The 23,456-nt window shown below is 60.6% G+C and carries 20 protein-coding genes; 9 read left to right on the top strand and 11 right to left on the bottom strand.

From position 1 onward, the window contains the following. Nucleotides 1–67 precede the first annotated feature (67 nt). The 11 genes from fis to acuI form a co-directional block, all read right to left on the bottom strand. Nucleotides 68–364 carry a DNA-binding transcriptional regulator Fis gene (gene fis / locus ACJ8IP_RS18240; protein ID WP_000462905.1) on the bottom strand — a complete coding sequence of 99 codons (297 nt, stop codon included), beginning with the start codon at nucleotides 362–364 and terminating at the stop codon, nucleotides 68–70. Next, on the bottom strand, nucleotides 346–1,350 hold the full coding sequence (gene dusB, locus ACJ8IP_RS18235; protein WP_033644443.1) for a tRNA dihydrouridine synthase DusB: 1,005 nt from the start codon (nucleotides 1,348–1,350) through the stop codon (nucleotides 346–348). Before dusB ends, fis begins: the two co-directional genes overlap by 19 nt. Before the next feature lie 394 nt (nucleotides 1,351–1,744). Further along, nucleotides 1,745–2,626 carry a 50S ribosomal protein L11 methyltransferase gene (prmA, locus tag ACJ8IP_RS18230; protein ID WP_164106551.1) on the bottom strand — a complete coding sequence of 294 codons (882 nt, stop codon included), beginning with the start codon at nucleotides 2,624–2,626 and terminating at the stop codon, nucleotides 1,745–1,747. Nucleotides 2,627–2,637: 11 nt separating this feature from the next. Further along, on the bottom strand, nucleotides 2,638–4,083 hold the full coding sequence (gene panF, locus ACJ8IP_RS18225; protein ID WP_004936863.1) for a sodium/pantothenate symporter: 1,446 nt from the start codon (nucleotides 4,081–4,083) through the stop codon (nucleotides 2,638–2,640). After that, nucleotides 4,073–4,315, bottom strand: coding sequence for a YhdT family protein (locus ACJ8IP_RS18220; protein WP_033644445.1), 243 nt, complete (start codon nucleotides 4,313–4,315; stop codon nucleotides 4,073–4,075). The genes panF and ACJ8IP_RS18220 overlap by 11 nt, the downstream gene beginning before the upstream one ends. A 151-nt stretch (nucleotides 4,316–4,466) precedes the next feature. After that, complete coding sequence (gene accC, locus ACJ8IP_RS18215; protein ID WP_033651233.1) at nucleotides 4,467–5,816, bottom strand: acetyl-CoA carboxylase biotin carboxylase subunit; 1,350 nt, start codon at nucleotides 5,814–5,816, stop codon at nucleotides 4,467–4,469. Between the two features lie 12 nt (nucleotides 5,817–5,828). Next, the gene (gene accB / locus ACJ8IP_RS18210) at nucleotides 5,829–6,296 is read right to left on the bottom strand and encodes an acetyl-CoA carboxylase biotin carboxyl carrier protein (RefSeq protein WP_033636178.1); all 468 of its coding nucleotides are present in this window, start codon (nucleotides 6,294–6,296) and stop codon (nucleotides 5,829–5,831) included. A gap of 32 nt (nucleotides 6,297–6,328) precedes the next feature. After that, nucleotides 6,329–6,781, bottom strand: coding sequence for a type II 3-dehydroquinate dehydratase (gene aroQ / locus ACJ8IP_RS18205; protein ID WP_004936891.1), 453 nt, complete (start codon nucleotides 6,779–6,781; stop codon nucleotides 6,329–6,331). A gap of 287 nt (nucleotides 6,782–7,068) precedes the next feature. Next, nucleotides 7,069–7,668, bottom strand: coding sequence for a protein-methionine-sulfoxide reductase heme-binding subunit MsrQ (gene msrQ, locus ACJ8IP_RS18200; RefSeq protein WP_016930241.1), 600 nt, complete (start codon nucleotides 7,666–7,668; stop codon nucleotides 7,069–7,071). Then, complete coding sequence (gene msrP / locus ACJ8IP_RS18195; RefSeq protein ID WP_147838563.1) at nucleotides 7,669–8,670, bottom strand: protein-methionine-sulfoxide reductase catalytic subunit MsrP; 1,002 nt, start codon at nucleotides 8,668–8,670, stop codon at nucleotides 7,669–7,671. A gap of 156 nt (nucleotides 8,671–8,826) precedes the next feature. Next, a complete protein-coding gene (gene acuI, locus ACJ8IP_RS18190) occupies nucleotides 8,827–9,804 on the bottom strand; it encodes an acrylyl-CoA reductase (NADPH) (RefSeq protein ID WP_033644448.1) in 978 nt (325 codons plus the stop codon). 204 nt (nucleotides 9,805–10,008) lie between these two features. Between acuI and csrD the strand changes: the two genes are divergently transcribed. The 9 genes from csrD to tldD all read left to right on the top strand — a co-directional run bounded on the left by csrD (nucleotide 10,009) and on the right by tldD (nucleotide 23,309). Next, nucleotides 10,009–11,943: an RNase E specificity factor CsrD gene (csrD, locus tag ACJ8IP_RS18185; RefSeq protein WP_033644450.1), complete on the top strand. Its 1,935-nt coding sequence runs from the start codon at nucleotides 10,009–10,011 to the stop codon at nucleotides 11,941–11,943. Between the two features lie 412 nt (nucleotides 11,944–12,355). Continuing rightward, on the top strand, nucleotides 12,356–13,399 hold the full coding sequence (gene mreB / locus ACJ8IP_RS18180) for a rod shape-determining protein MreB (protein ID WP_003855260.1): 1,044 nt from the start codon (nucleotides 12,356–12,358) through the stop codon (nucleotides 13,397–13,399). Between the two features lie 94 nt (nucleotides 13,400–13,493). Continuing rightward, nucleotides 13,494–14,519 carry a rod shape-determining protein MreC gene (gene mreC / locus ACJ8IP_RS18175; protein WP_033644451.1) on the top strand — a complete coding sequence of 342 codons (1,026 nt, stop codon included), beginning with the start codon at nucleotides 13,494–13,496 and terminating at the stop codon, nucleotides 14,517–14,519. Beyond that, nucleotides 14,516–15,004, top strand: coding sequence for a rod shape-determining protein MreD (gene mreD, locus ACJ8IP_RS18170; RefSeq protein ID WP_004936918.1), 489 nt, complete (start codon nucleotides 14,516–14,518; stop codon nucleotides 15,002–15,004). The genes mreC and mreD overlap by 4 nt, the downstream gene beginning before the upstream one ends. Nucleotides 15,005–15,014: 10 nt before the next feature. Continuing rightward, nucleotides 15,015–15,599 carry a Maf family protein gene (locus ACJ8IP_RS18165; protein ID WP_033644452.1) on the top strand — a complete coding sequence of 195 codons (585 nt, stop codon included), beginning with the start codon at nucleotides 15,015–15,017 and terminating at the stop codon, nucleotides 15,597–15,599. Nucleotides 15,600–15,637: 38 nt separating this feature from the next. Continuing rightward, entirely contained in the window at nucleotides 15,638–17,107 is a 1,470-nt protein-coding gene (rng, locus tag ACJ8IP_RS18160) for a ribonuclease G (protein ID WP_019453170.1), read from the top strand. Between the two features lie 88 nt (nucleotides 17,108–17,195). Then, nucleotides 17,196–20,999 carry an AsmA2 domain-containing protein YhdP gene (yhdP, locus tag ACJ8IP_RS18155; RefSeq protein WP_442524482.1) on the top strand — a complete coding sequence of 1,268 codons (3,804 nt, stop codon included), beginning with the start codon at nucleotides 17,196–17,198 and terminating at the stop codon, nucleotides 20,997–20,999. After that, the gene (gene nit1, locus ACJ8IP_RS18150; RefSeq protein WP_089192296.1) at nucleotides 20,996–21,856 is read left to right on the top strand and encodes a deaminated glutathione amidase; all 861 of its coding nucleotides are present in this window, start codon (nucleotides 20,996–20,998) and stop codon (nucleotides 21,854–21,856) included. Before yhdP ends, nit1 begins: the two co-directional genes overlap by 4 nt. Before the next feature lie 7 nt (nucleotides 21,857–21,863). Further along, a complete protein-coding gene (gene tldD, locus ACJ8IP_RS18145; protein ID WP_033651236.1) occupies nucleotides 21,864–23,309 on the top strand; it encodes a metalloprotease TldD in 1,446 nt (481 codons plus the stop codon). Nucleotides 23,310–23,456 lie beyond the last annotated feature (147 nt).

Here is a 23,456-nt window from a genome sequence, read left to right as displayed (position 1 = left end):
TGCCCCAAAGAAAAAGGCGCTTATCAAATGAGATAAAGCGCCTTTTCAACACGTTAACTGACTAGTATCAGTTCATGCCGTATTTTTTCAGCTTCTTACGCAGCGTGCCGCGGTTGATGCCCATCATCAGGGCTGCGCGGGTTTGGTTGCCACGGGTGTATTGCATCACCATGTCCAACAGTGGCTGTTCAACTTCAGCCAGTACCAGCTCATACAGGTCATTTACGTCTTGACCGTTCAGTTGAGCAAAATAGTTCTTCAGTGCTTGTTTAACCGAGTCACGCAGAGGCTTTTGAGTCACCTGATCTTGTGAGTTAACGGTAGAAACGGTCAGTACGTCAGAATTTACGCGTTGTTCGAACATAGTTCTGTCAGCTCTTTTTTTACGCTAAGATTTTCGAAATATGCCTCCAACGCCTCCAGCTGTTCGCTGGCATCCTCTATGGCGTTGAATGTGCGCCGAAACTGGTCATTCGGAGCGTGTTCCTGGAGATACCAGGACACGTGCTTACGAGCAATCCGGAATCCCTTGCCTTGGCCATAGAAGCCGTGCAATTCCCGAATGTGCCCAATCAACAAGCGCTTCACCTCGCCAAGCGGCATCGGCGGCAGCAACTCCCCAGTGTCCAGATAATGCTGGATTTCCCGGAAGATCCAGGGTCTCCCCTGAGCAGCGCGGCCTATCATCAGGGCATCGGCCCCGGTGTAGTCGAGCACTGCTCTGGCTTTATGCGGGTCAGTAATATCCCCATTCGCGATAATCGGAATGGAAACACTCTGCTTAACTGCCCGAATGCTGTCGTATTCCGCGTTGCCGTTAAACAGACAGGCGCGGGTTCGGCCGTGAATCGTCAGGGCCTGAATACCACAGTCTTCGGCCAGTTGGGCAATCTCTACACAGTTACGGTGCTCTGGCGCCCAGCCGGTGCGAATCTTCAGCGTTACCGGCACATCCACCGCGTCGACCACCGCGTGGAGGATCCGTTTAACCAGATCCGGGTACTGCAACAAAGCGGACCCGGCAAGCTTCCGGTTCACTTTTTTGGCCGGGCATCCCATGTTGATGTCGATGATCTGCGCGCCGCTGGCCACGTTGATACGCGCGGCGGCGGCCATATCATCAGGATCGCATCCGGCAATTTGCACGGAGCGGATCCCAGGTTCATCGCTATGCACCATACGCAGACGCGACTTATCCGTCCGCCACACCTCCGGGTTGGAGGAGAGCATTTCGGATACAGCCATCCCAGCACCCATTGCATGACAGAGGGTTCTGAACGGGCGATCTGTAATACCGGCCATCGGGGCCGCAATCAGGCAATTAGTAAGCTGGTGGTGTCCAATGCGCATAGACAAAGAGTGACCATACTGTGTCCGCAAGGGCGCGTATATTACGCATTTTTGCGTCGAGATGAAAGGCCAAACTTTAACCAATTGGCCCGATATTAGGACGAAAAATACGCTACGCGGCGATTCATAAAAATATTATATATATTTTACAATAAGTTGATGAAAAGTGCTTATTTTGTGTGCGGCAAAATATTCGCCTTTGCGCAGGATATTATCTGCATTCGCCCGCTATTTTTGCCGGGATAGCCTGCCTGGAAGGCGCATTCTCAGGGCGATCCGTCGTTGAGCGGCGAAAAATTGCATAAAATTTTGTGCCGCCCGAGGGCCGATCGCCGGACAAAAAAAATCCACCGGCGCAGGGCCGGTGGACGAGAGGGGCACTATACCGTGACGCTTACTTGCGGCGACCGGTAATGCGGCACCACTCTTCGCGCTCGGCGACCGGGTTGAGTGTGAACTTCTCTGCGTAGGCTTCCGCTACGCTGCTCGCCTGGCTGGCCAGCACGCCGGACAGCCCCAGATGGCCACCGGCCTTCGGCAGACAGCCGATCAGCGGCGCCAGCTCGCGCAGCGGGCCGGCGAGGATGTTGGCGACCACCACGTCCGCCAGCAGGTCGGCAGGCTGGTCTTTCGGCAGATACAGCTCCAGACGCTCTGAAACGCCGTTACGCTGCGCGTTGTCGCGGCTGGCCTGAATGGCCTGGGGATCGATGTCGATGCCGATAGCGCGCGCCGCACCCAGCTTCAGCGCGGCGATCGCCAGGATGCCGGAGCCGCAACCGAAGTCGATAACGGTTTTGCCGGCCAGATCGAGGCCGTCCAGCCACTGCAGGCACAGCGCGGTGGTCGGGTGGGTGCCGGTGCCAAACGCCAGGCCCGGATCGAGCATCACGTTGACCGCGTCAGGATCGGGCACGTCACGCCAGCTCGGGCAGATCCACAAGCGCTCGCCGAAGCGCATCGGGTGGAAGTTGTCCATCCACTCGCGCTCCCAGTCCTTGTCTTCCAGCTGTTCTATCTTGTGGCGGAAACCGGCGCCCAGCAGCGGGTGCTGTTCCAGCATCGCCACCACCTCGGCCATATCGGTTTCGGCGTCGTACAGGCCGATCACATCGGTATCGCCCCACAGCAGGGTTTCACCCGGCAAGGGTTCGAACACCGGATTGTCGTGGGTGTCCTGGAAGGTCACCGACACGGCGCCGCTTTCCACCAGCGCGTCGCTCAGGTCTTCCGCCTGGCTGCCGGTGGTGTTCAGTTTGAGTTGGATCCAAGGCATAGCAATTCTCTTCAAGAGGGTAATGATGACGCCGCCCGGCGCTTTTCGCCGACGACGTTACCGAGATAAAACGCCAACAGGCTGAGCAACAGCGAAGGCACGATAGGGTGCAGCCCCGCCGGTTGCAGGTTGAAGCTGGCCAATAGCGTATAGCATACCGCACCCGACACCATTGAGCTAAGCGCTCCCTGTGCATTGGCGCGTTCCCAATACAGGCCCAGCACCAGCGGCCACAGGAAGACCGCCTCCAGCCCGCCGAAAGCCAGCAGGTTGAGCCAGATGATCATCTCAGGCGGCCGCCAGGCCGCCAGCAGCACCAGCAGACCGAGGATCAGCGTGGTCAGGCTGGAGAAGCGCTTGATCAATCGCTCGTTGTGGATCTGCTGCGGCCGCACGCCCAGGTAGAGATCCTTGATGATGGTGGCGGAGGATTGCAGCAGTTGGGCGTTGATGGTCGACATGATCGCCGCCATCGGCGCCGCCAAAAAGATCCCGGCGGCGTACGGCGGCAGCACGGTGATCATCAGCGTTGGGATCACCTGATCGGGGATCTTGAGATCGGGCAATACCGCGCGGCCGAGCGCGCCGGCCAAGTGCATGCCGAACATCAGCACCGCCACCACCACGGTGCCGAGCAGAATGCCGCGATGCACCGCCTTGCTGTCCTTGTAGGAGATGCAGCGCACGGCGGTGTGCGGCAGGCCGATCACCCCGAAGCACACCAGGATCCAGAATGACGCCATAAACGGCAGGCTGAGGATCTGATCGCCGCCCTGCGGCGACACCAGCGCCGGATCGATCTGCTGCAGTTTGCTTACTGCGCTGTCCAGTCCGCCGGCGGCATGGATCACCGCCACCAGCAGCAGCACGGTGCCAAGCAGCATCACCAGCCCCTGCATGGCGTCGTTCAACACGCTGGCGCGGAAGCCGCCGAAGGCGGTGTACAGCGCGATGCTGATGCCGAAGATCAGCAGGCCGGTGTCATAAGGAATGCCGGCGGCGGTCTCCAACAGGCGGGCGCCGCCGATGAACTGCACCGTCATGGCGCCGAGGAACGCCACCAGCAGGCTGAGGCTGGCCAGCCACACCAACAGGCGGCTTTGGTAGCGGCCATACAGCATGTCATTGAGGGTAATGGCGTTGTAGCGCCGCGCCAGGATGGCGAATTTCTTGCCCAGCACGCCGAGCGACAGCCACACCGCCGGCAGTTGGATCATCGCCAGCAGTACCCAGCCCAGGCCGTATTTGTAGGCGGCGCCGGGCCCGCCGATAAACGAACTGGCGCTGATGTAGGTGGCGGTCAAGGTCATCGCCAGCACAAAGCCGCCCATCGAGCGGTTGCCGAGGAAGTATTCGCTGAGGAAATTTCCGTTCTGACGGCGGCGATAGGCATACACCGACAGGCCGAACACCAGCAACAGGTAGGCGACCAGCGGCAGGATCACTTCAGTTTGCATCGCTGTCCTCCAGCGAAATGTCGCGGAACACCGTGCGCACCATCAGCCAGCACAGGCCGATGAACAGCAGCGGCACCAGCAGGCAGGCCATTTCGAACCAGTGCGGCAGGCCGGTGACGCCGATGGCGCTGTCCGGCAGGTAGGCCGCCAGCCCCCAGGCCAGCAGGTAGAGCAGCGTCAGCCCCAGCGCCCAGCGCGCTTCGCGGTGCGCCTGAATAAAGCGTTTGTCCATCCGTGTCTCCCATAGGTTTACGGTGATGGATTCATCAAAGGTAGGGAATTTTACGGCATGACGGCGTTTTGCCAAGCCGTTACTGGCGTCAGCGCCAAAGAAAAAGGCCGGTGATTAACCGGCCTTTCGTCAGACGATGCTGCGTGCCTGCTTAGGTTTCCTGCAGACCCAGCTTCTTCTCCAGATAGTGGATGTTGGTGCCACCGTGCTGGAAGTTTTCGTCGTTCATGATCTTCTGCTGCAGCTCAACGTTGGTTTTGATGCCGTCGATGATCAGTTCAGCCAGGGCGTTTTTCATGCGGGCAATCGCCACGTCACGGTTTTCGCCGTAGGTGATCAGTTTGCCGATCATGGAGTCATAGTACGGCGGTACGGTATAACCGGCGTAGATATGAGATTCCCAACGCACGCCGAAACCGCCTGGCGCGTGGAAGCGGGTGATCTTGCCCGGGCTCGGCAGGAAGGTGTTCGGATCTTCGGCGTTGATGCGGCATTCTACCGCATGGCCGTGGATCTTCACTTCTTCCTGTTTGATCGACAGCGGCTGACCGGCAGCGATGCGCAGCTGCTCTTTGATCAGATCCACGCCGGTGATCATTTCGGTAACCGGGTGCTCTACCTGAATACGGGTGTTCATTTCGATGAAATAGAACTCGCCGTTTTCATACAGGAACTCGAAGGTGCCCGCACCGCGATAGCCGATTTCCACACAGGCTTTCGAGCAGCGCTCGCCGATGTAGCGGCGCATTTCGCTGGTGATGCCCGGCGCCGGCGCTTCTTCGACCACTTTCTGGTGGCGACGCTGCATGGAGCAGTCGCGCTCGGCCAGATAGATGGCGTTGCCCTGGCCGTCGGCCAATACCTGAATCTCGATGTGACGCGGATTCTCCAGGTATTTTTCCATGTACACCATGTCGTTGTTGAAAGCCGCTTTGGCTTCCGCTTTCGTCATGTTGATGGACTGCTCAAGGTCTTTGTCGCTGCGCACGACGCGCATGCCGCGGCCGCCGCCGCCGCCGGAGGCCTTGATGATCACCGGATAACCGATGCGCTTGGCGAAGGCACGGTTTTTATCCATGTCATCGGTCAGCGGGCCGTCGGAGCCCGGCACGCATGGCACGCCGGCTTTTTTCATGGCGTTGATCGCGGAAACCTTGTCGCCCATCAGGCGGATGGTTTCGGCTTTCGGGCCGATGAAGATGAAACCGGAGCGTTCAACCTGCTCGGCGAAGTCGGCGTTCTCGGACAGGAAGCCGTAGCCCGGGTGGATCGCCACTGCGCCGGTGATTTCCGCCGCCGAGATGATGGCCGGGATGTTCAGATAGCTTTTTACCGATGGCGCAGGACCGATGCAGACGGTCTCGTCGGCCAGCAGAACGTGTTTCAGATCGCGGTCGGCCGCGGAGTGAACCGCAACGGTCTTGATGCCCAGTTCTTTACAGGCACGCAGGATGCGAAGCGCGATCTCGCCGCGGTTGGCGATAACAATTTTATCAAGCATGGGGGCGCCTCGTTATTCGATGACGACCAGCGGCTCGTCATATTCGACCGGCTGGCCGTTTTCCACCAGGATGGCTTTCACGACGCCGGACTTGTCCGCTTCGATCTGGTTCATCATTTTCATGGCTTCAACGATGCACAGGGTATCGCCGGCGTTCACTTTCTGGCCCACTTCCACGAAGGCTTTCGCGTCCGGGCTTGGGGTGCGGTAGAAGGTGCCTACCATTGGGGAACGAACGACGTGGCCACTCACGGCCGCCGGTGCTGCAGGGGTTTCTGCCGCAGGCGCGGTGGCAACGGCGTTAGCCAGGGCTGGCTGCTGCTGTGCCGGCATCGCGTAGGCCTGCTGCATGACGGGATAAGCCTGCGCCGGTGCGGCACGGCTGATGCGAACCGATTCTTCGCCTTCAGAGATTTCCAGTTCAGAAATGCCTGATTCTTCAACCAGTTCGATCAGTTTCTTGATTTTACGAATATCCATGAGTGTGATTCCGTACTCTTTTTGTGGAGCAATTAGTGGGTTTTCGACAGACGGTTAACCGCTGCCTGTAAAGCGAAAGCGTAGCCATCCGCGCCGAGGCCGCAAATCACGCCTACCGCTACGTCTGAGAGATAAGAGTGATGGCGGAAAGGTTCGCGGGCGTGCACGTTGGACAGGTGGATCTCGATGAACGGGATCTGCACCGCCAGCAACGCATCGCGCAGCGCCACGCTGGTATGCGTGAACGCCGCCGGATTTATCAGAATGAAATCGGTATTGCCGCGCGCCTGATGGATGCGATCGATCAGCTGATGCTCGGCGTTGGACTGCAGATGGCTCAGGGTAATATCCAATGCGGATGCCTGGTTTTCCAATCCGTTAACAATCTCTGTCAGCGTCGTGCTGCCGTACTTCTCCGGCTCACGCGTCCCCAGCAGATTGAGATTGGGGCCGTTCAGAAGCAAAATGTGAAACTTATCCGCCATTGTGCTGGTATCTCCGGCAATAAAACCATCATCGTAGAAAATAACCCGATGTTACCGATTTGTCACCTGTTAAGGGGCAAATTCACCCTGAGAACAGAAACAAGGTCGGGCATTATAACGATATCGTAGCAATTCGCAGCTAAATACTGGTCTTATCAGCGAAGATATTCAACCCCAAATCGACGAACTCGGGGAGCCGTGACAGGAATATGAGCGCTGGAACACAAAAAAAGTTCCCGCCGGCGGCGCGCGTTTTTCAGCGGCAATCCCACGCGCCGCCGCGCGATTCAGCGCCACCAGGCGCGGAATTTCTTGTAACGCAGGCCCAACAGCGCCACCGCCAACAGCGCGTAAATGAACGGCTGGGGTGAAAACGTTTTGACCGACCACAGATAGTGGATGGGCGCGAGGATCGCCGCCAGATAGACGAAGTTGTGCAACGTTTGCCATTTGGCGCCCAGTTTGCGCATCGCCCACAGCGTCGAGGTGGCCGCCAGCGCCAGCAGGATCAGCCAGGTGAGGATGCCGAGCGTCAGATACGGGCGATTCACCAGCTCGCTGCCCAGCAGGCCGAGATTGCTCAGCCCCAGTTCCAGCGTGGAGTAGCTTATCAGGTGCAACGTGCCCCAGGCAAAGCACCACAGCCCGACCAGGCGGCGGCAGCGGATCAGCAGCGGTTGCCGGGCGTAGCGCGCCAGCGGGGCGATAGCCAGCGTGGCCAGCAGCAGTTTCAGCGTCATCCGGCCGGTAAAATGCTGAATGTCCTTGGACGGATCGGCGCTGAACCAGCCCTGATCCACCGCCAATACCAGCCAGAGAAAGGGTAAAAACGCCGCCAGATGCAGGGCGGCTTTCAGCCATTTGATATGAACAGGCGTCAGGCGCACTTAGAAATTCTCCCGCAGGTCCATGCCGTGATACAGCGACGCCACCTGATCGGCATAGCCGTTAAACAGCAGCGTCGGTTGGCGTTTGACGTCGAGTATGCCGCCGGCGCCGATGAAACGCTCGGTGGCCTGCGACCAGCGCGGATGATCGACGTGCGGATTCACGTTGGCGTAAAAACCGTACTCGTTCGGCGCAGATTGGTTCCAGGTGGTCGGCGGCTGATCGCGCACCAAACGGATATGCACGATCGACTTGATGCCTTTGAAGCCGTATTTCCACGGCGTAATCAACCGCAGCGGCGCGCCGTTTTGCGGCGGCAGGGTTTTGCCGTACACGCCGACGGTCAGCAGCGCCAGCGGATGCATCGCCTCGTCCAGCCGCAGCCCTTCGACGTAGGGATATTTCAGGCCGCCGCCGATAAAGCGATCTTTCTGGCCGGGCATCTGTTCCGGATCGTACAGCGTCTGGAAGGCCACGTAGCGCGCGCTGCCGTTCGGCTCGGCCAGCTTGAGAAGCTTGCCCAGCTCGAAACCGATCCACGGCACCACCATCGACCAGGCCTCGACGCAGCGCATGCGATAAATGCGCTGCTCCAGCGGGAAACGCTTCATCAGATCGTCGATATCCAGCGTTATCGGCTTCGCCACTTCGCCGTCGATGCGCACTTTCCAGCCTTCGGTCTTCAGCCCGCCGGCGTTGGCGGCCGGATCGGCCTTGTCGAGGCCGAACTCATAGAAGTTGTTGTAGCCGGTGACCTTGTCTTCCGGCGTCATCGCCAGTTGCGCCTGCCAGGCGGCCGGTTTGCTGAATTCCAGCGCTTTGCCCGGCGGCGCTTTGGGACGATCGTTGCCTTTGAACCACGACAGCAGGTCCGCCTGCGCGCCGGTAGGCAGCGCCAGCGTGGCGGCGGTGATGCCGAGCGCCTGCAGCACTTTGCGCCGCTGGTGGAATACGCTCTCCGGCGTGACGTCGGCCTCGGTCAATTTGGGGTGTTTGTTCATGCTTATGTTCTCCGCGACTGATGCCCGCCGCCCGCGAGCGGTTAACGGGGCTCCATGAAATAAGCATGGCGCTAAAGCCGGCCGGAAGCGAGGGGACGCGGGAAAATATGAAATTTCGCAGACGCCGGTGAGCCCCCCGTCGCCGGGGGGAGTCCGTCAGCGGATTTTCACCAGAGTGCGGCCGGTGATTTGGTTGTTCAGCAGCGCGGCGGCGGTGGCCGGCGCCTGTTCGAGGGTGATTTCGTGCGTGGCTTGCTGATAGAAACTGTCCGGCAGAATGCCGGCCAGCCGTTCCCAGGCGGTTTGGCGGCGATGCAGCGGCGTATGCACCGAGTCCACCCCTTGCAGGCGCACATTGCGCAGAATGAACGGCATCACGGTGGTCGGCAACTGATAGCCGCCGGCCAGGCCGCAGGCGGCGACGGTGCCGTTATAGTTCATCTGCGCCAGCACCCGGGCCAGCAGTTTGTCGCCGACGGTGTCCACCGCGCCGGCCCACAGCTGTTTCTCCAGCGGACGCGGCGTGTCGATATAGCCATCGCGCGACATCACCTCTTTGGCGCCGAGCGCTTTCAGGTAGTCGGTATTGCTGTCGCGGCCGCTGATGGCGGTCACCCGGTACCCCAGCGCCGCCAACAGGGCGATGGCGGTGCTGCCCACGCCGCCGCTGGCGCCGGTAACCAGGATATCGCCGTCGTCCGGGTGTACCCCGCCTTCCTCCAGCGCCATCACGCACAGCATGGCGGTAAAGCCGGCGGTGCCGATGATCATCGCCTTGCGCTCATCCAGGCCGTTCGGCAGCGGCACCAGCCACTCGCCGGAGACGCGGGCCTGCTCGGCCAGGCCGCCCCAGTGGTGTTCACCCACGCCCCAACCGGTGAGCACCACGCTTTGCCCCTCTTTAAAGCGAGCGTCACCGCTGTGGCGCACGGTGCCGGCGAAGTCGATGCCCGGCACCATCGGGAAATGACGCACGATCTTGCCTTTCCCGGTGATCGCCAGCGCATCCTTGTAGTTCAGGCTGGACCAGTTGATGTCGACGGTAACATCGCCTTCCGGCAACCGATCGCTGCCGATATCTTTGATATGAGCCAGAGTTTGGTCGTCTTGTTGTTCCAATAACAGTGCACGCATGTCACTCTTCCTCTCGTTTACACTTTTCTATCAATGGCTGAATCACATTTATTTGACTATATGCATAATAAGCGGCCCAAGTCCTGATAAAGGACAAAAACGGCGCTTGCAGGTTTAATTCCTCAGCAAGGCTTGTTAGGGTTGGACGGCCCCTTTTAGCTAAAGGGTGAACACTCACTTAACCATAGCGGACAAGGCACAGGGATGCGATTTACCACCAAACTCTCTGCATTGATCACTCTGTTGGTCGCGCTGGCGATGTTTTTGATGCTGATGGGATGCTCATACAGCTTCTTTTACGTTACCCAGGATCGCCAGGAGCGTCGCTTTGATTCGCTGGTCACGTCTCTCGATCAAGCCATGTTGCGCGAGTCGCCGCGCGATCAGGAGAAATGGTTGCCGATTGTCATGCGCCCGCTCGGCATTGTGTCGATCCGCGTAGAGGCCGGCGCCAGCAAGCTCCTCGACTATAAATTGCCGACGGCGAAAAAAGAGCCTTGGGATGCGCTGAACGGCTATCGTCAGGTCTCGCGGCCGCTGTTGCAGCACCCGGGCAGTACGCTGCAAATCACCTACCTCGATCCCTTCGCCAGCGATGTGCGCACGTTGCAATCCACGGCCGCCGTCACGCTGTCGATCGTCGTTATGGTGGTGATTTTGCTGTTCAGCCTGCGCTGGCTGCGTGAACAGGCCGACGGCGAGGATCGTCTGGAGCGCCGCGCGCGGCGCATTCTGAACGGCGAGCGCGAAAACGTCATGCAGGGCGACGTGCGCGAATGGCCGGCCAACGTCAGCGGGGCGCTCGACCGCCTGCTGGCCGATCTGGCGGAAGCCCGGGAGGAGCGCAGCCGGGTCGATACGCTGATCCGCGCCTTCGCGGCGCAGGACGCCAAAACCGGGCTGAACAATCGCCTGTTCTTCGATAACCAATTGACCACTCAGCTGGAAGAGGAAGGCTCGCACGGCATCGTGATGATGGTGCGGCTGCCCGATTTCGAGACCCTGCGCGACACGCACGGCAGCGTGGCGGTGCAGGAGCTGATGTATTCGCTGGTCAATCTGCTGTCTACCTTCGTGATGCGCTATCCGTCGGCGCTGCTGGCGCGCTATTTTCACAGCGATTTTACCGTCTTGCTGCCGCATCGCACGCTGAAGGAGGCCGACGGCATCGCCTCACAGCTGGTCAACGCCATCGATGCCTTGCCTTCCACGGCGATGATCGACCGTGAGGCTTTCCTGCACATCGGCATCGTGGCGTACCGCAGCGGCCAGACCACGGAGCAGGTGATCGATTACGCGGAGCAGGCGACGCGGCACGCTACGCTGCAGGGCGAAAACGGTTGGTACGTGTACGACAGCCAGGTGCCGGAAAAGGGGCGCGGCAGCGTCAAGTGGCGCACGCTGCTGGAACAGGTGCTGGCGCGCGGCGGCCCGCGGCTGTATCAGAAACCGGCGGTGACCGTGGAAGGCGAGGTGCACCACCGCGAGATCATGAGCCGAATTTATGACGGCGCCCAGGAATTGCTGCCGGCGGAATATATGCCGCTGGTGGAGCAATTGGGGTTGGCGGAGAGTTACGATCGCCAACAGGTGAGCCGCATCATCCCGTTGCTGGCGCAGTGGCCTGAAGAAACGCTGGCGTTCCCGCTGTGCGTGGACTCGATTTTGCAGCGCTCTTTCCAACGCTGGCTGCGCGATACGCTGTTGCAGTGCGAAAAAAGTCAGCGTCGACGAATTCTGATTGAACTTGCGGAGGCAGATGTGTGTCAACATATCGACCGTTTGCGTCCGGTGCTGAGGTTGCTGTCAGGGCTGGGTTGCCGCCTGGCGGTGTCCAAAGCGGGGTTAACCGTGGTCAGTACGTCCTATATCAAGTCGTTGCAGGTGGAGATCGTCAAGCTCCACCCGGGGTTGGTGCGGAGTATCGATAAGCGGGACGAAAACCAACTGTTCGTGCAGAGCCTGACCGGCGCCTGCGCGGGCACGCGCGCTCAGGTGTTCGCTGCCAGCGTACGTACGCGCAACGAATGGCAGACGCTGAAAGAGCGTGGGATCCATGGCGGGCAGGGCGACTTTTTCGCGTCGCCGGAACCGATCGACGTGGGGCGTAAAAAATATTCACGTCGTTATCGTGTTTAAGCTGATTGACGGACAAAAATTGACGTAGAATGAGGACCGGATCCATCTGGGCCTCGTTACCGTCTTTTTGGAGTTTTTTCCAAACTGCCTGCGACAACAACGCCTATTTGAGATAGGCTCTTGTCTGCCTTTATCTGGTTGACGTTGGTAGGTGCTTACCACCGGCGGCAATCAGGGAATATGTTAGATTTTATGAGCTGTGTTACGCCGTTTCGTGCGTTGACAGGGTGGTAAACTGAGCCTTTGTTCAGGGAATTCAGGCCTCATCCAATTTCCGTGCATTCGAGCAGAAACAATACAGACTATTTTTCACCGAAGTAGAACGTTTTTGCGCCTTGTCGCTGCTTCGTGTGGTTGGTAAAGTAGGCGGATTTTATTTTCCGCCCCCAGCTTGCAGGATTATCCTTTCGTTATGTTTAAGAAATTTCGTGGCATGTTTTCCAACGACTTGTCCATCGACTTGGGTACCGCCAATACCCTGATTTATGTTAAAGGGCAAGGCATCGTACTGAATGAACCTTCGGTGGTTGCCATTCGCCAGGATCGTGCCGGCTCCCCAAAGAGCGTAGCGGCCGTCGGTCATGACGCCAAACAGATGCTGGGCCGCACCCCCGGCAACATCGCGGCTATTCGCCCGATGAAAGACGGCGTGATCGCCGACTTCTTCGTGACCGAAAAAATGCTGCAGCACTTTATCAAACAGGTTCACAGCAACAGCTTTATGCGCCCAAGCCCGCGCGTGCTGGTCTGTGTGCCGGTCGGCGCAACCCAGGTTGAACGCCGCGCTATCCGCGAGTCCGCCCAAGGGGCCGGCGCGCGTGAAGTGTTCCTGATTGAAGAGCCGATGGCGGCGGCGATCGGCGCAGGTTTGCCGGTTTCCGAAGCGACCGGCTCCATGGTGGTGGATATCGGTGGCGGTACCACTGAAGTGGCGGTGATCTCGCTGAACGGCGTGGTGTACTCCTCTTCCGTGCGCATCGGCGGTGACCGTTTCGATGAAGCCATCATCAATTATGTGCGCCGCAACTATGGCTCGCTGATCGGCGAAGCCACCGCAGAGCGCATCAAGCACGAAATCGGTTCTGCCTATCCGGGCGACGAAGTGCGCGAAATCGAAGTGCGCGGCCGTAACCTGGCTGAAGGCGTACCGCGCGGCTTTACCCTGAACTCCAATGAAATCCTCGAAGCCCTGCAAGAGCCGCTGACCGGCATCGTCAGCGCGGTGATGGTTGCGCTGGAGCAGTGCCCGCCAGAATTGGCCTCCGACATTTCCGAACGCGGCATGGTCTTGACCGGCGGCGGCGCGTTGCTGCGCAACCTCGATCGCCTGCTGATGGAAGAAACCGGCATCCCGGTCGTGGTGGCGGAAGATCCGCTGACCTGCGTGGCGCGCGGCGGCGGCAAGGCGTTGGAAATGATCGACATGCACGGCGGCGATTTGTTCAGCGAAGAATAGTCAGCCCCTGGAAGGAGGAATCGTATCGGATGAATGCGCACAGCGAAAATCGGGTACGGTTCCTCTTTCTGTTGTCGAGGAACTCGCATAATTTATGAAGCCGATTTTTAGCAGGGGGCCTTCCCTGCAACTGCGACTTTTTTTGGCGGTGATCGCGGCCATTGGCCTGATCGTTGCCGACAGCCGGCTCGGCACGTTCGTGAAGATACGTAACTACATGGACACCGCAGTCAGCCCTTTCTATTTTCTGGCCAACGGGCCGCGTAAAGTTTTGGACAGCGTGTCGGAAACGCTGGCCACCCGCCAACAGCTGGAGCTGGAAAACCGAGCTCTGCGGCAGGAACTGCTGCTGAAAAACAGCGATATTCTTCTTCTTGGCCAATTCAAGCAGGAAAACGCCCGCTTGCGCGAGCTGCTGGGTTCCCCGCTGCGCCAGGACGAACACAAGATGGTCACCCAGGTGATCTCCACCGGTTCCGATCCGTATAGCGACCAGGTCGTTATCGACAAAGGGTCGGATAACGGCGTCTATGAAGGCCAGCCGGTGATCAGTGACAAGGGCGTAGTTGGCCAGGTCGTGGCGGTGGCGAAGGTGACCAGCCGCGTGCTGCTGATCTGCGATGCCTCGCACGCGTTGCCGATTCAGGTGCTGCGCAACGATATTCGGGTGATCGCCGCAGGCAGCGGCTGCGCCGACGATCTGCAGCTGGAACACCTGCCGAACAATACCGATATCCGCGTTGGCGACGTGCTGGTGACCTCCGGCCTCGGCGGCCGTTTCCCGGAAGGGTATCCGGTGGCGGTAGTCTCTTCGGTCAAGGTCGACAATCAACGCGCTTACACTGTGATTCAGGCACGGCCGACCGCCGGTCTGCAGCGCTTGCGCTACCTGCTGCTGCTGTGGGGCGCCGATCGCAACGGCGACATGCCGTTGCCGCCGGACGAAGTTCACCGCGTGGCCAATGAGCGCCTGATGCAGATGATGCCGCAGGTGTTGCCGCCTGCCGGTTCGGTCGGGCCGCAGCTGCCGGCGCCGGCCACCGGCGTGGCGCCGCAAACCGTCGCTCCGGCGTCTGCCCAGCCTCCAGCCCAGCCTGCCGCGGCGGGAGTGGTGCAATGAACAGTTACCGCAGCCACGGGCGCTGGATCATCTGGCTGTCGTTCCTGGTGGCGTTGGTGCTGCAAATCATGCCGTGGCCGGAACAGATCTACATGTTCCGGCCTTCGTGGCTGGTGCTGATCCTCATTTACTGGGTGATGGCCTTGCCGCACCGCGTCAACGTCGGCACCGGTTTCGTGCTGGGGTTGATCATGGATCTGATCCTCGGCTCCACGCTGGGCGTACGCGCGCTGGCGCTGGGCATCATCGCCTACCTGGTGGCGTTCAAATTCCAACTGTTCCGCAATATGGCGCTGTGGCAACAGGCGCTGATCGTCGTGCTGCTGTCGCTGTCGATGGACGTGGTGGTGTTCTGGGCTGAGTTTTTAGTGATCAACGTCTCTTTCCGCCCAGAGGTGTTCTGGAGTAGTGTGGTAAACGGCATTTTGTGGCCGTGGTTATTCCTGTTGATGCGCAAAATCCGCCGTCAGTTCGCCGTACAGTAAGGGTATCTCAATGACTTCGCTTTATCTGGCCTCCGGCTCCCCACGTCGACGTGAACTGCTGACCCTGCTGGGCGTATCGTTCGACATCCTGTTGACGCATACCGAAGAGCAGCGCCGGGAAGGCGAAGCCGCAGAAGCCTATGTGCGCCGCCTGGCGCAGGACAAGGCCAAAGCGGGCGTGGCGCTGGCGCAGGAAGATCGGCCGGTGCTGGGCGCCGACACCATCGTGGTGCTCAACGGCCGGGTGCTGGAGAAGCCGCGCGACGAAGCCCATGCGGCACAGATGCTGGCGGCCCTGTCGGGCAAACAGCATCAGGTGATGACGGCGGTGGCGATCGCCGATCGCCAAGACGTGCGTTGCCAGCTGGTGGTGACCGACGTGACGTTCCGCAGCCTGTCGCAACAGGATATCCGCGACTATATTGCTACGGGCGAACCGATGGATAAAGCGGGCGCCTACGGCATTCAAGGAAAGGGTGGTTGTTTCGTCAGAACGATAACCGGGAGTTATCACGCGGTGGTCGGTCTGCCACTGGTCGAAACACATGAGCTGCTCAGTAATTTTGTCGCATTACGTGATGTAAGAACCGGTTGATGGGCGCTGCCATTATCGACCGGCTCTGAGGAGAAGGCATGACAGCTGAGCTACTGGTTAATATCACACCGTCTGAAACGCGGGTCGCCTATATCGATGGCGGCATTCTGCAAGAGATTCATATCGAACGCGAATCCAAACGCGGCATCGTCGGCAATATCTATAAAGGGCGCGTCAGCCGCGTCCTGCCGGGGATGCAGGCGGCGTTCGTCGACATCGGCCTGGACAAGGCCGCCTTCCTGCACGCCTCCGACATCATGCCGCATACCGAATGCGTCGCCGGCGACGAGCGGAAAAACTTCCACGTGCGCGACATCGCCGAGCTGGTGCGCCAGGGGCAAGACCTGATGGTGCAGGTGGTGAAAGATCCGCTCGGCACCAAGGGCGCGCGTCTGACTACCGACATTACGCTGCCTTCGCGCTATCTGGTCTTCATGCCGGGCGCGGCGCACGTCGGTGTGTCGCAGCGTATTGAAAGCGAAGCCGAGCGTGAACGCCTGAAGTCCATCGTTGCGCCGCACTGCGACGAGCTGGGCGGTTTTATCATCCGCACCGCGGCGGAGGGCATCGGCGAGGAGGAGCTGGCGCAGGACGCGGCGTTCCTCAAACGCCTGTGGACCAAGGTGATGGAGCGCAAGAAGCGCAACCAGACCAAATACAAGCTGTACGGCGAGCTGGCGCTGGCGCAGCGCATCCTGCGCGACTTCGCCGGCGCGGCGCTGGATCGCATTCGCGTCGATTCGCGGTTGACGCACGATCTGCTGGTGGAGTTTACCGGCGAGTATATCCCGGACATCACCCGCAAGCTGGAGCTGTATACCGGCAGCCAACCGATTTTCGATCTGTACGATGTGGAAAACGAGATCCAGCGCGCGCTGGAGCGCAAGGTGGAGCTGAAGTCCGGCGGTTATCTGATCATCGATCAGACCGAGGCGATGACCACCGTCGACATCAACACCGGCGCCTTCGTCGGCCACCGCAACCTCGATGAAACCATCTTCAATACCAACATCGAGGCGACGCAGGCCATTGCCCGCCAGCTGCGGCTGCGCAACCTGGGCGGCATCATCATTATCGACTTCATCGATATGAACAACGAAGAGCATCGCCGCCGGGTGCTGCACTCGCTGGAGCAGGCGTTGAGTAAAGATCGGGTAAAAACCACGATCAACGGCTTCTCTCAGCTAGGCTTAGTTGAAATGACGCGTAAACGAACGCGTGAAAGCATTGAACATGTGCTCTGTCACGATTGTCCTACTTGCAATGGGCGCGGCACCGTGAAAACGGTGGAAACCGTGTGCTACGAGATCCTGCGCGAAATTGTGCGCGTGCATCACGCCTACGATTCCGATCGCTTCCTGGTGTACGCCTCCGCGGCGGTCGGCGAAGCGCTGAAGAGCGAAGAGTCGCACGCGCTGGCCGAAGTGGAGATCTTCGTCGGCAAACAGGTGAAGGTGCAGATCGAACCGTTGTACAGCCAGGAGCAGTTCGACGTCGTCATGATGTAGCCCGCCCGACATCGGTAGGGGCCCGGCACGCCGGGCCCGTCAGTGCATAGATATTCCCGTTGCCAGGCAGCGGAGCAAGGAGAACTGCGTGAGGCGACTGCCTGGGATTCTGTTAGCAACAGGCGCCACCCTAATTGTGATTGTGGCGCTGCTGATCAGCGGGCTGCGCCTGATGCTGCCGAAGCTGAACGACTACCGCCCCCAACTGCTGGCGCAGGTGGAGAAACTGTCCGGCGTGCCCGTGCGGATGGATTTCGTGCAGGGCAGCTGGGAAACGTTCGGCCCGCAGCTTGAAATGCGCAACCTGAGCGCTACGCTGCCCAAAAGCGATGTGCATATCGAGCGCGTGACGCTGGCGTTGGACGTGTGGCAGTCGCTGCTGCACTGGCGCTGGCAGTTCCGCGATCTGACCTTCTACCAATTCCGCCTCGACTTGAACGCCACGCTGGGCGGCGACCAGCAGGGCGAAGGCCTTGAGCCGGGCAAGATCAGCGATCTGATGCTGCGCCAGCTCGATCACTTCGATTTGCGCGACAGCCGTATCTCGTTCCTGACGCCCGCCGGCGCGCGCGCCGAATTCGACATTCCTCAGCTGACCTGGCTCAACGGCCGCGATCGCCACCGCGCCGAGGGGCAGATCAGTCTGTCTACGCTGAACGGCCAACACGGCGTGGTGCAGCTGCGCATGGACCTGCACGATAATCAGGGCCTGCTGGATACCGGCACGGTCTACCTGCAGGCCGATAACATCGATATGAAACCCTGGTTTACCCGCTGGCTGCGCGCCAACACCGGGCTGGAAAGCGCCGACTTCAGCCTGGCGGCCTGGCTGCAGGTGCAGAACGGCCAGATCGCCGGCGGCAATGCGTTGCTCAAGCAGGGGGCGGCCAACTGGGACACCGGCGCCGCGCAGCACCGGCTGGACGTGGATAATCTGGCGCTGTCGCTGCGCCGCCAGGGCACCGGTTGGCAGCTCGACGTGCCGCAACTGCGGTTGAGCACCGACGGCCAGGCCTGGCCGCAGGGCGGGCTTTCCGCGCTGTGGCTGCCGGAAAACACCGAATTCATGGGGCCGGCGCAGAATGAAGAACTGCGTGTGCGCGCGACTGATATTCAGCTGGAGCGTCTGTCGGCGCTGTTGCCGACCTTCTCCTTCCTCAGCCCGGACGTGCTCGACCGCTGGAACGATCTGCAGCCGCAGGGGCAATTGGAAGCGCTGGCGCTGGACATTCCGCTCAAGCAGCCGGAAAAGAGCCGTTTCCAGGCGCTGTGGCGCGATGTCAGCTGGCAGCGTTGGGAACTGCTGCCGGGCGTTAACCACTTCTCCGGGGCGTTGAGCGGCGGGGTGGAGAACGGCCGCCTGACGCTGGGGCTCACCGACAGCACTCTGCCTTACGGCGACATGTTCCGCGCGCCGCTTGAAATCAGCAGCGCGCGTGGCGCGCTGACCTGGCGTTACAACGATCAGGGCTGGGAACTGGCGAGCCAGGGGCTGGACGTCAAGGCGAAGTCGCTGTGGGTCAACGGCGATTTCCGTTATCAGCAGCCGGCCAAGGGCGATCCGTGGCTGAACATCCTGGCGGGCATCCGCCTGTATGACGGCGCCGACGCCTGGCGCTATTTCCCGGAACCGTTGATGGGCAAGCATCTGGTGGACTACCTGAGCGGCGCCATTCAGGGCGGCCAGGTGGATAACGCCACGCTGATTTATTCCGGCGATCCGCAGCACTTCCCGTATCGCAAAAACGAAGGACAGTTCGAAGTCTTCGTACCGCTGCGCCATGCCACCTTCCAGTTCCAACCGGGCTGGCCGGCGCTGACCGATTTGGCGATCGATCTCGATTTCGCCAACGAGGGGCTGTGGATGCATGCGCCGCAAACCCGGTTGGGCAAGGTGGCGGGTAAAAATATCAGCGCGGTGATCCCGGATTACCTGAAAGAGCGGCTGCTGATTGACGCCGACGTGGCCGGCGCGGGCAGCGATGTGCATGACTACTTTATGCAGACGCCGTTGCACGATTCGCTGGGGGCGGCGCTGGAGCAGCTGCAAATTGGCGGCGATGTCAGTGGGCGCTTACATCTGGATATCCCGCTGGACGGCGAGCAGGTCAAAGCCACCGGTGAAGTGGCGCTGAACAATAATTCGTTGCTGATAAAACCGCTGGAAAGCGAGCTGCAGAAGCTCAGCGGCAAATTCCGTTTCAACAACGGCAATCTGGAGAGCGACACCCTGTCGGCCAACTGGTTCGGGCAACCGGTGGCGGTCAACTTCACTACGCAGGAAGGCGAGCGTGACTACAAGGTCAACGTTGGTCTGAAAGGAGACTGGCAGCCGGGCAAGTTCCCCGGCCTGCCGAAAGAGGCCGCCGATGCGCTCAGCGGCAGCGCGCCCTGGCAGAGCCAGGTGGCCATCACGCTGCCGCACCAAGGTTCGGCCAGCTACGATATCGGTCTCGACGCGGATTTGAAGAAAGTGAGCAGTCACTTACCTTCGCCGCTGGACAAGGCACCAGGAGAGGCGCTGCCGGTGAACGTCAAGGTCAAAGGCGGTTTGAACGGCTTCATGTTGACCGGTAGCGCGGGCAAACAGAACCGTTTCAACAGTGAATGGAACTTCGATAAAAAACAGGTGAATCTGGCGCGCGCTGCCTGGCAAACCAACGGGGGCGGCACGCCGCCGCTGCCGGCCGGCAAGTCGATGACGCTGAATCTGCCGGCGCTGGACGGTGAGCAGTGGCTGGCGCTGCTCGCGCCGGCGCTGAAACAGGGCGGCGGCAGCGGCCAGGTGGGCGGTTTCAGCTTCCCCACCACCGTGGCGCTGACCACGCCGCAGTTGCTGTTGGGCGGCCAGGCCTGGCATAAGCTGACGCTGTCGGCCGAGAAACAGCTTGGCGCTACCCTCGTGAGCGCCAAGAGCGACGAAGTGGACGGCAGCCTGCGGGTGGCCGATCGCGGGCCGTGGCGCGCCGATATCAATTATCTGTATTACAACCCGCAGTTCGCAGAGACGAAAAACGCGGCGGGCACGCCACCGCCGTCGACCGAAAAAGTTTCCTTCCGCGACTGGCCTTCGCTGATGTTGCGCTGCAAGTCGTGCTGGGTACTGGGGCAGAACCTCGGCAAGGTCGAGGCGGATCTGACTAATCGGGGCGATACTCTGACGCTGGATCACGGCCTGGTCGATACCGGCCAAGGGCGCATGACCGCCACCGGCCTGTGGAAACAAAACGCGCAGGAAGAGCGCAGCTCGCTGAAAGGCAAGCTGCTCGGCGGCAAGATTGATGAAACCGCCGCCTTCTTTGGCATCACCATTCCGCTCAAAGGGGCGCCTTACGACGTGGATTTTGATCTGTACTGGCATGGCACGCCGTGGCAGCCGCGGGTCGATACGTTGAGCGGCGCGTTGCAGGTCAAAATGGGCAAGGGCGAGATCGACAGCATGGGCGGCGGCCGCGCCGGTCAGCTGCTGCGGCTGGTCAGCTTCGACGCTTTGCTGCGCAAGCTGCAGTTCGACTTCAGCGATACCTTCGGCAAAGGCTTCTACTTTGATTCCATCCGCAGTACCGCCTGGCTGAAAGATGGCATAATGCATACTGATAATCTATTGATCGATGGCTTGGCGGCGGATATTGCTATGAGCGGCCAGATCGATTTGGCGCGCCGCCGCATCGATATGGAAGCGGTGGTGGCGCCGGCGATTTCAGCGACCGTCGGCGTGGCCACGGCGTTTGTCGTTAACCCGATCGTCGGCGCGGCGGTGTTCGCCGCCTCGCAGGTGCTGGGGCCGCTGTGGAGCAAGATTTCGCTGATTCGCTACCATATCGGCGGCGATCTCGACCAGCCGAAGATCAATGAGGTACAGCGTAAGTCAAAGGAGGATAAGGCGTCATGAGGAATGCTAACGTTGCGTTGTTGCAGTTGTGCAGTGGCGATCAGGTGCGCGATAACCTGGCCCAGATTGAACAGCAGATTAAGCAGCTCAATGCCGGGGTAAAACTGGTCATGACGCCGGAGAACGCGCTGCTGTTCGCCAACTCCGCAGCCTACCGCCAACAGGCGGAAAAACAGGGCGATGGCCCGCTGCAGAATGCGGTGCGCGAACTGGCGCGCCGCTATGGCGTGTGGTTGCTGGTGGGCTCGATGCCGCTCGTCAGCCGTGAGAACCCGGAGCTTATCACCACCAGCAGCCTGTTGTTCGACGAGCAGGGCGAGATCCGCGCCCGCTACGACAAGCTGCACATGTTCGATGTGGACATCAACGACGCGCACGGCCATTACCGCGAGTCGGATACCTACCAGCATGGGCAGCACCTGACGGTGGTGGATACGCCGGTCGGGCGTTTGGGCATGACCATATGCTACGATCTGCGCTTCCCCGCGCTGTTCCAGGCGCTGCGGGCGCAGGGCGCCGAACTGATTTCGGTGCCGGCGGCCTTTACGCGGGTAACCGGCGAGGCGCATTGGGAAATCCTGCTGCGCGCCCGAGCGATCGAGAACCAGTGCATGATCCTGGCGCCGGCGCAGGTGGGGCGCCACGGGCCGACCCGTCGCACCTGGGGCCACACGCTGGCCGTCGACGGCTGGGGCAAGGTACTGGCCGAGAACCCGGACGCCGTGGCGGCACTGAAGGTGCGCGTGGACGCCGCAAGCCTGAAAAATATTCGTGTGCAGATGCCGGTGCTGCAGCACAACCGATTCCAGACGTCGCTGACGGCGCCGTCTGACAAGTTATCCTCCAATCAAGAGTGAAACCATTATGAGTCTGACGTTTGTCAGTGAGCAGTTACTCGCTACCAACAAGCTGAGTCATCAAGACCTGTACTCGGTACTGGGTCAACTGGCAGAACGCCGTATCGACTACGCCGATCTCTATTTTCAGTCCAGCTATCACGAAGCCTGGGTGATCGAGGACGGCATCATCAAGGATGGCTCTTACAATATCGACCAGGGCGTCGGCGTGCGCGCCGTCAGCGGTGAGAAGACCGGGTTCGCCTATGCCGATCAGATCACTCTGAATGCGCTGCAGCAGAGCGCCCAGGCGGCGCGCAGCATCGTGCGCGAGCAGGGCGACGGGCGGGCGCATACCCTGGGCGAAATCGGTTATCGAGCGCTGTACCCGCTGCTCGATCCGCTGCAAAGCCTGCCGCGCGAAGAGAAAATCGCCCTGTTGCACCGCGTCGACAAGGTGGCGCGCGCCGCCGATGCGCGGGTGCAGGAAGTGAACGCCAGCATCACCGGCGTTTACGAGCAGGTGTTGGTGGCCGCCACCGACGGCACGCTGGCGGCGGACGTTCGCCCGCTGGTGCGCCTTTCCGTCAGCGTGCTGGTGGAGCAGGACGGCAAGCGTGAGCGCGGCTCCAGCGGCGGCGGCGGCCGTTTCGGCTATGACTACTTCCTGGAAACCGTCGACGGCGACGTGCGTGCCGATGCCTACGCCAAAGAAGCGGTGCGCATGGCGCTGGTCAACCTCGGCGCGGTAGCGGCGCCGGCCGGCAATATGCCGGTGGTGTTGGGCGCCGGCTGGCCGGGCGTGCTGCTGCACGAAGCGGTGGGCCATGGCCTGGAAGGCGACTTCAACCGGCGCGGCACCTCGGTGTTCAGCGGCCATATGGGCGAGCGGGTGGCGTCTGAGCTGTGTACCGTGGTGGACGACGGCACCCTGCAAGGGCGCCGCGGTTCGCTGGCGATCGACGACGAAGGCGTGCCGGGCCAGTACAACGTGCTGATCGAAAACGGCGTGCTGAAAGGCTACATGCAGGACAAGCTCAACGCGCGCCTGATGGGCGTCGCGCCGACCGGCAACGGCCGCCGCGAGTCCTACGCGCATCTGCCGATGCCGCGCATGACCAACACCTACATGCTGGCGGGTAAATCGACGCCGGAAGAGATCATCGCCAGCGTTGAATACGGCCTGTACGCGCCGAACTTTGGCGGCGGCCAGGTGGATATCACCTCCGGCAAGTTCGTGTTCTCTACCACCGAAGCCTATCTGATCGAGAAGGGCCGCATCACTAAACCGGTGAAGGGGGCGACGCTGATCGGCTCCGGCATCGAGGCGATGCAGCAGATCTCGATGGTCGGCAACGATCTGGCGCTCGATAAAGGCGTGGGCGTGTGCGGCAAAGAAGGCCAGAGCGTGCCGGTGGGCGTCGGCCAACCGACGCTGAAACTGGACACGCTCACCGTCGGCGGCACGGCGTAATTTTTCCTCCAGGGGCCCCGCGTTGGCCCCTCAATCATGCTCCATTTTGCGGCCTTTCTCGCATTCGTAACGCTAAGCGCGGCAGGACGCCGTAGCCTGCACGATATAATGGAATAAAATTGACGTGGCGAAAAAACAGAGCAATAC

Origin of the sequence: Serratia sp. CY52157, assembly GCF_052168495.1 — a bacterium.
Lineage (GTDB): Bacteria > Pseudomonadota > Gammaproteobacteria > Enterobacterales > Enterobacteriaceae > Serratia > Serratia ureilytica.
This window is presented reverse-complemented; position numbering and strand designations above follow the sequence as displayed.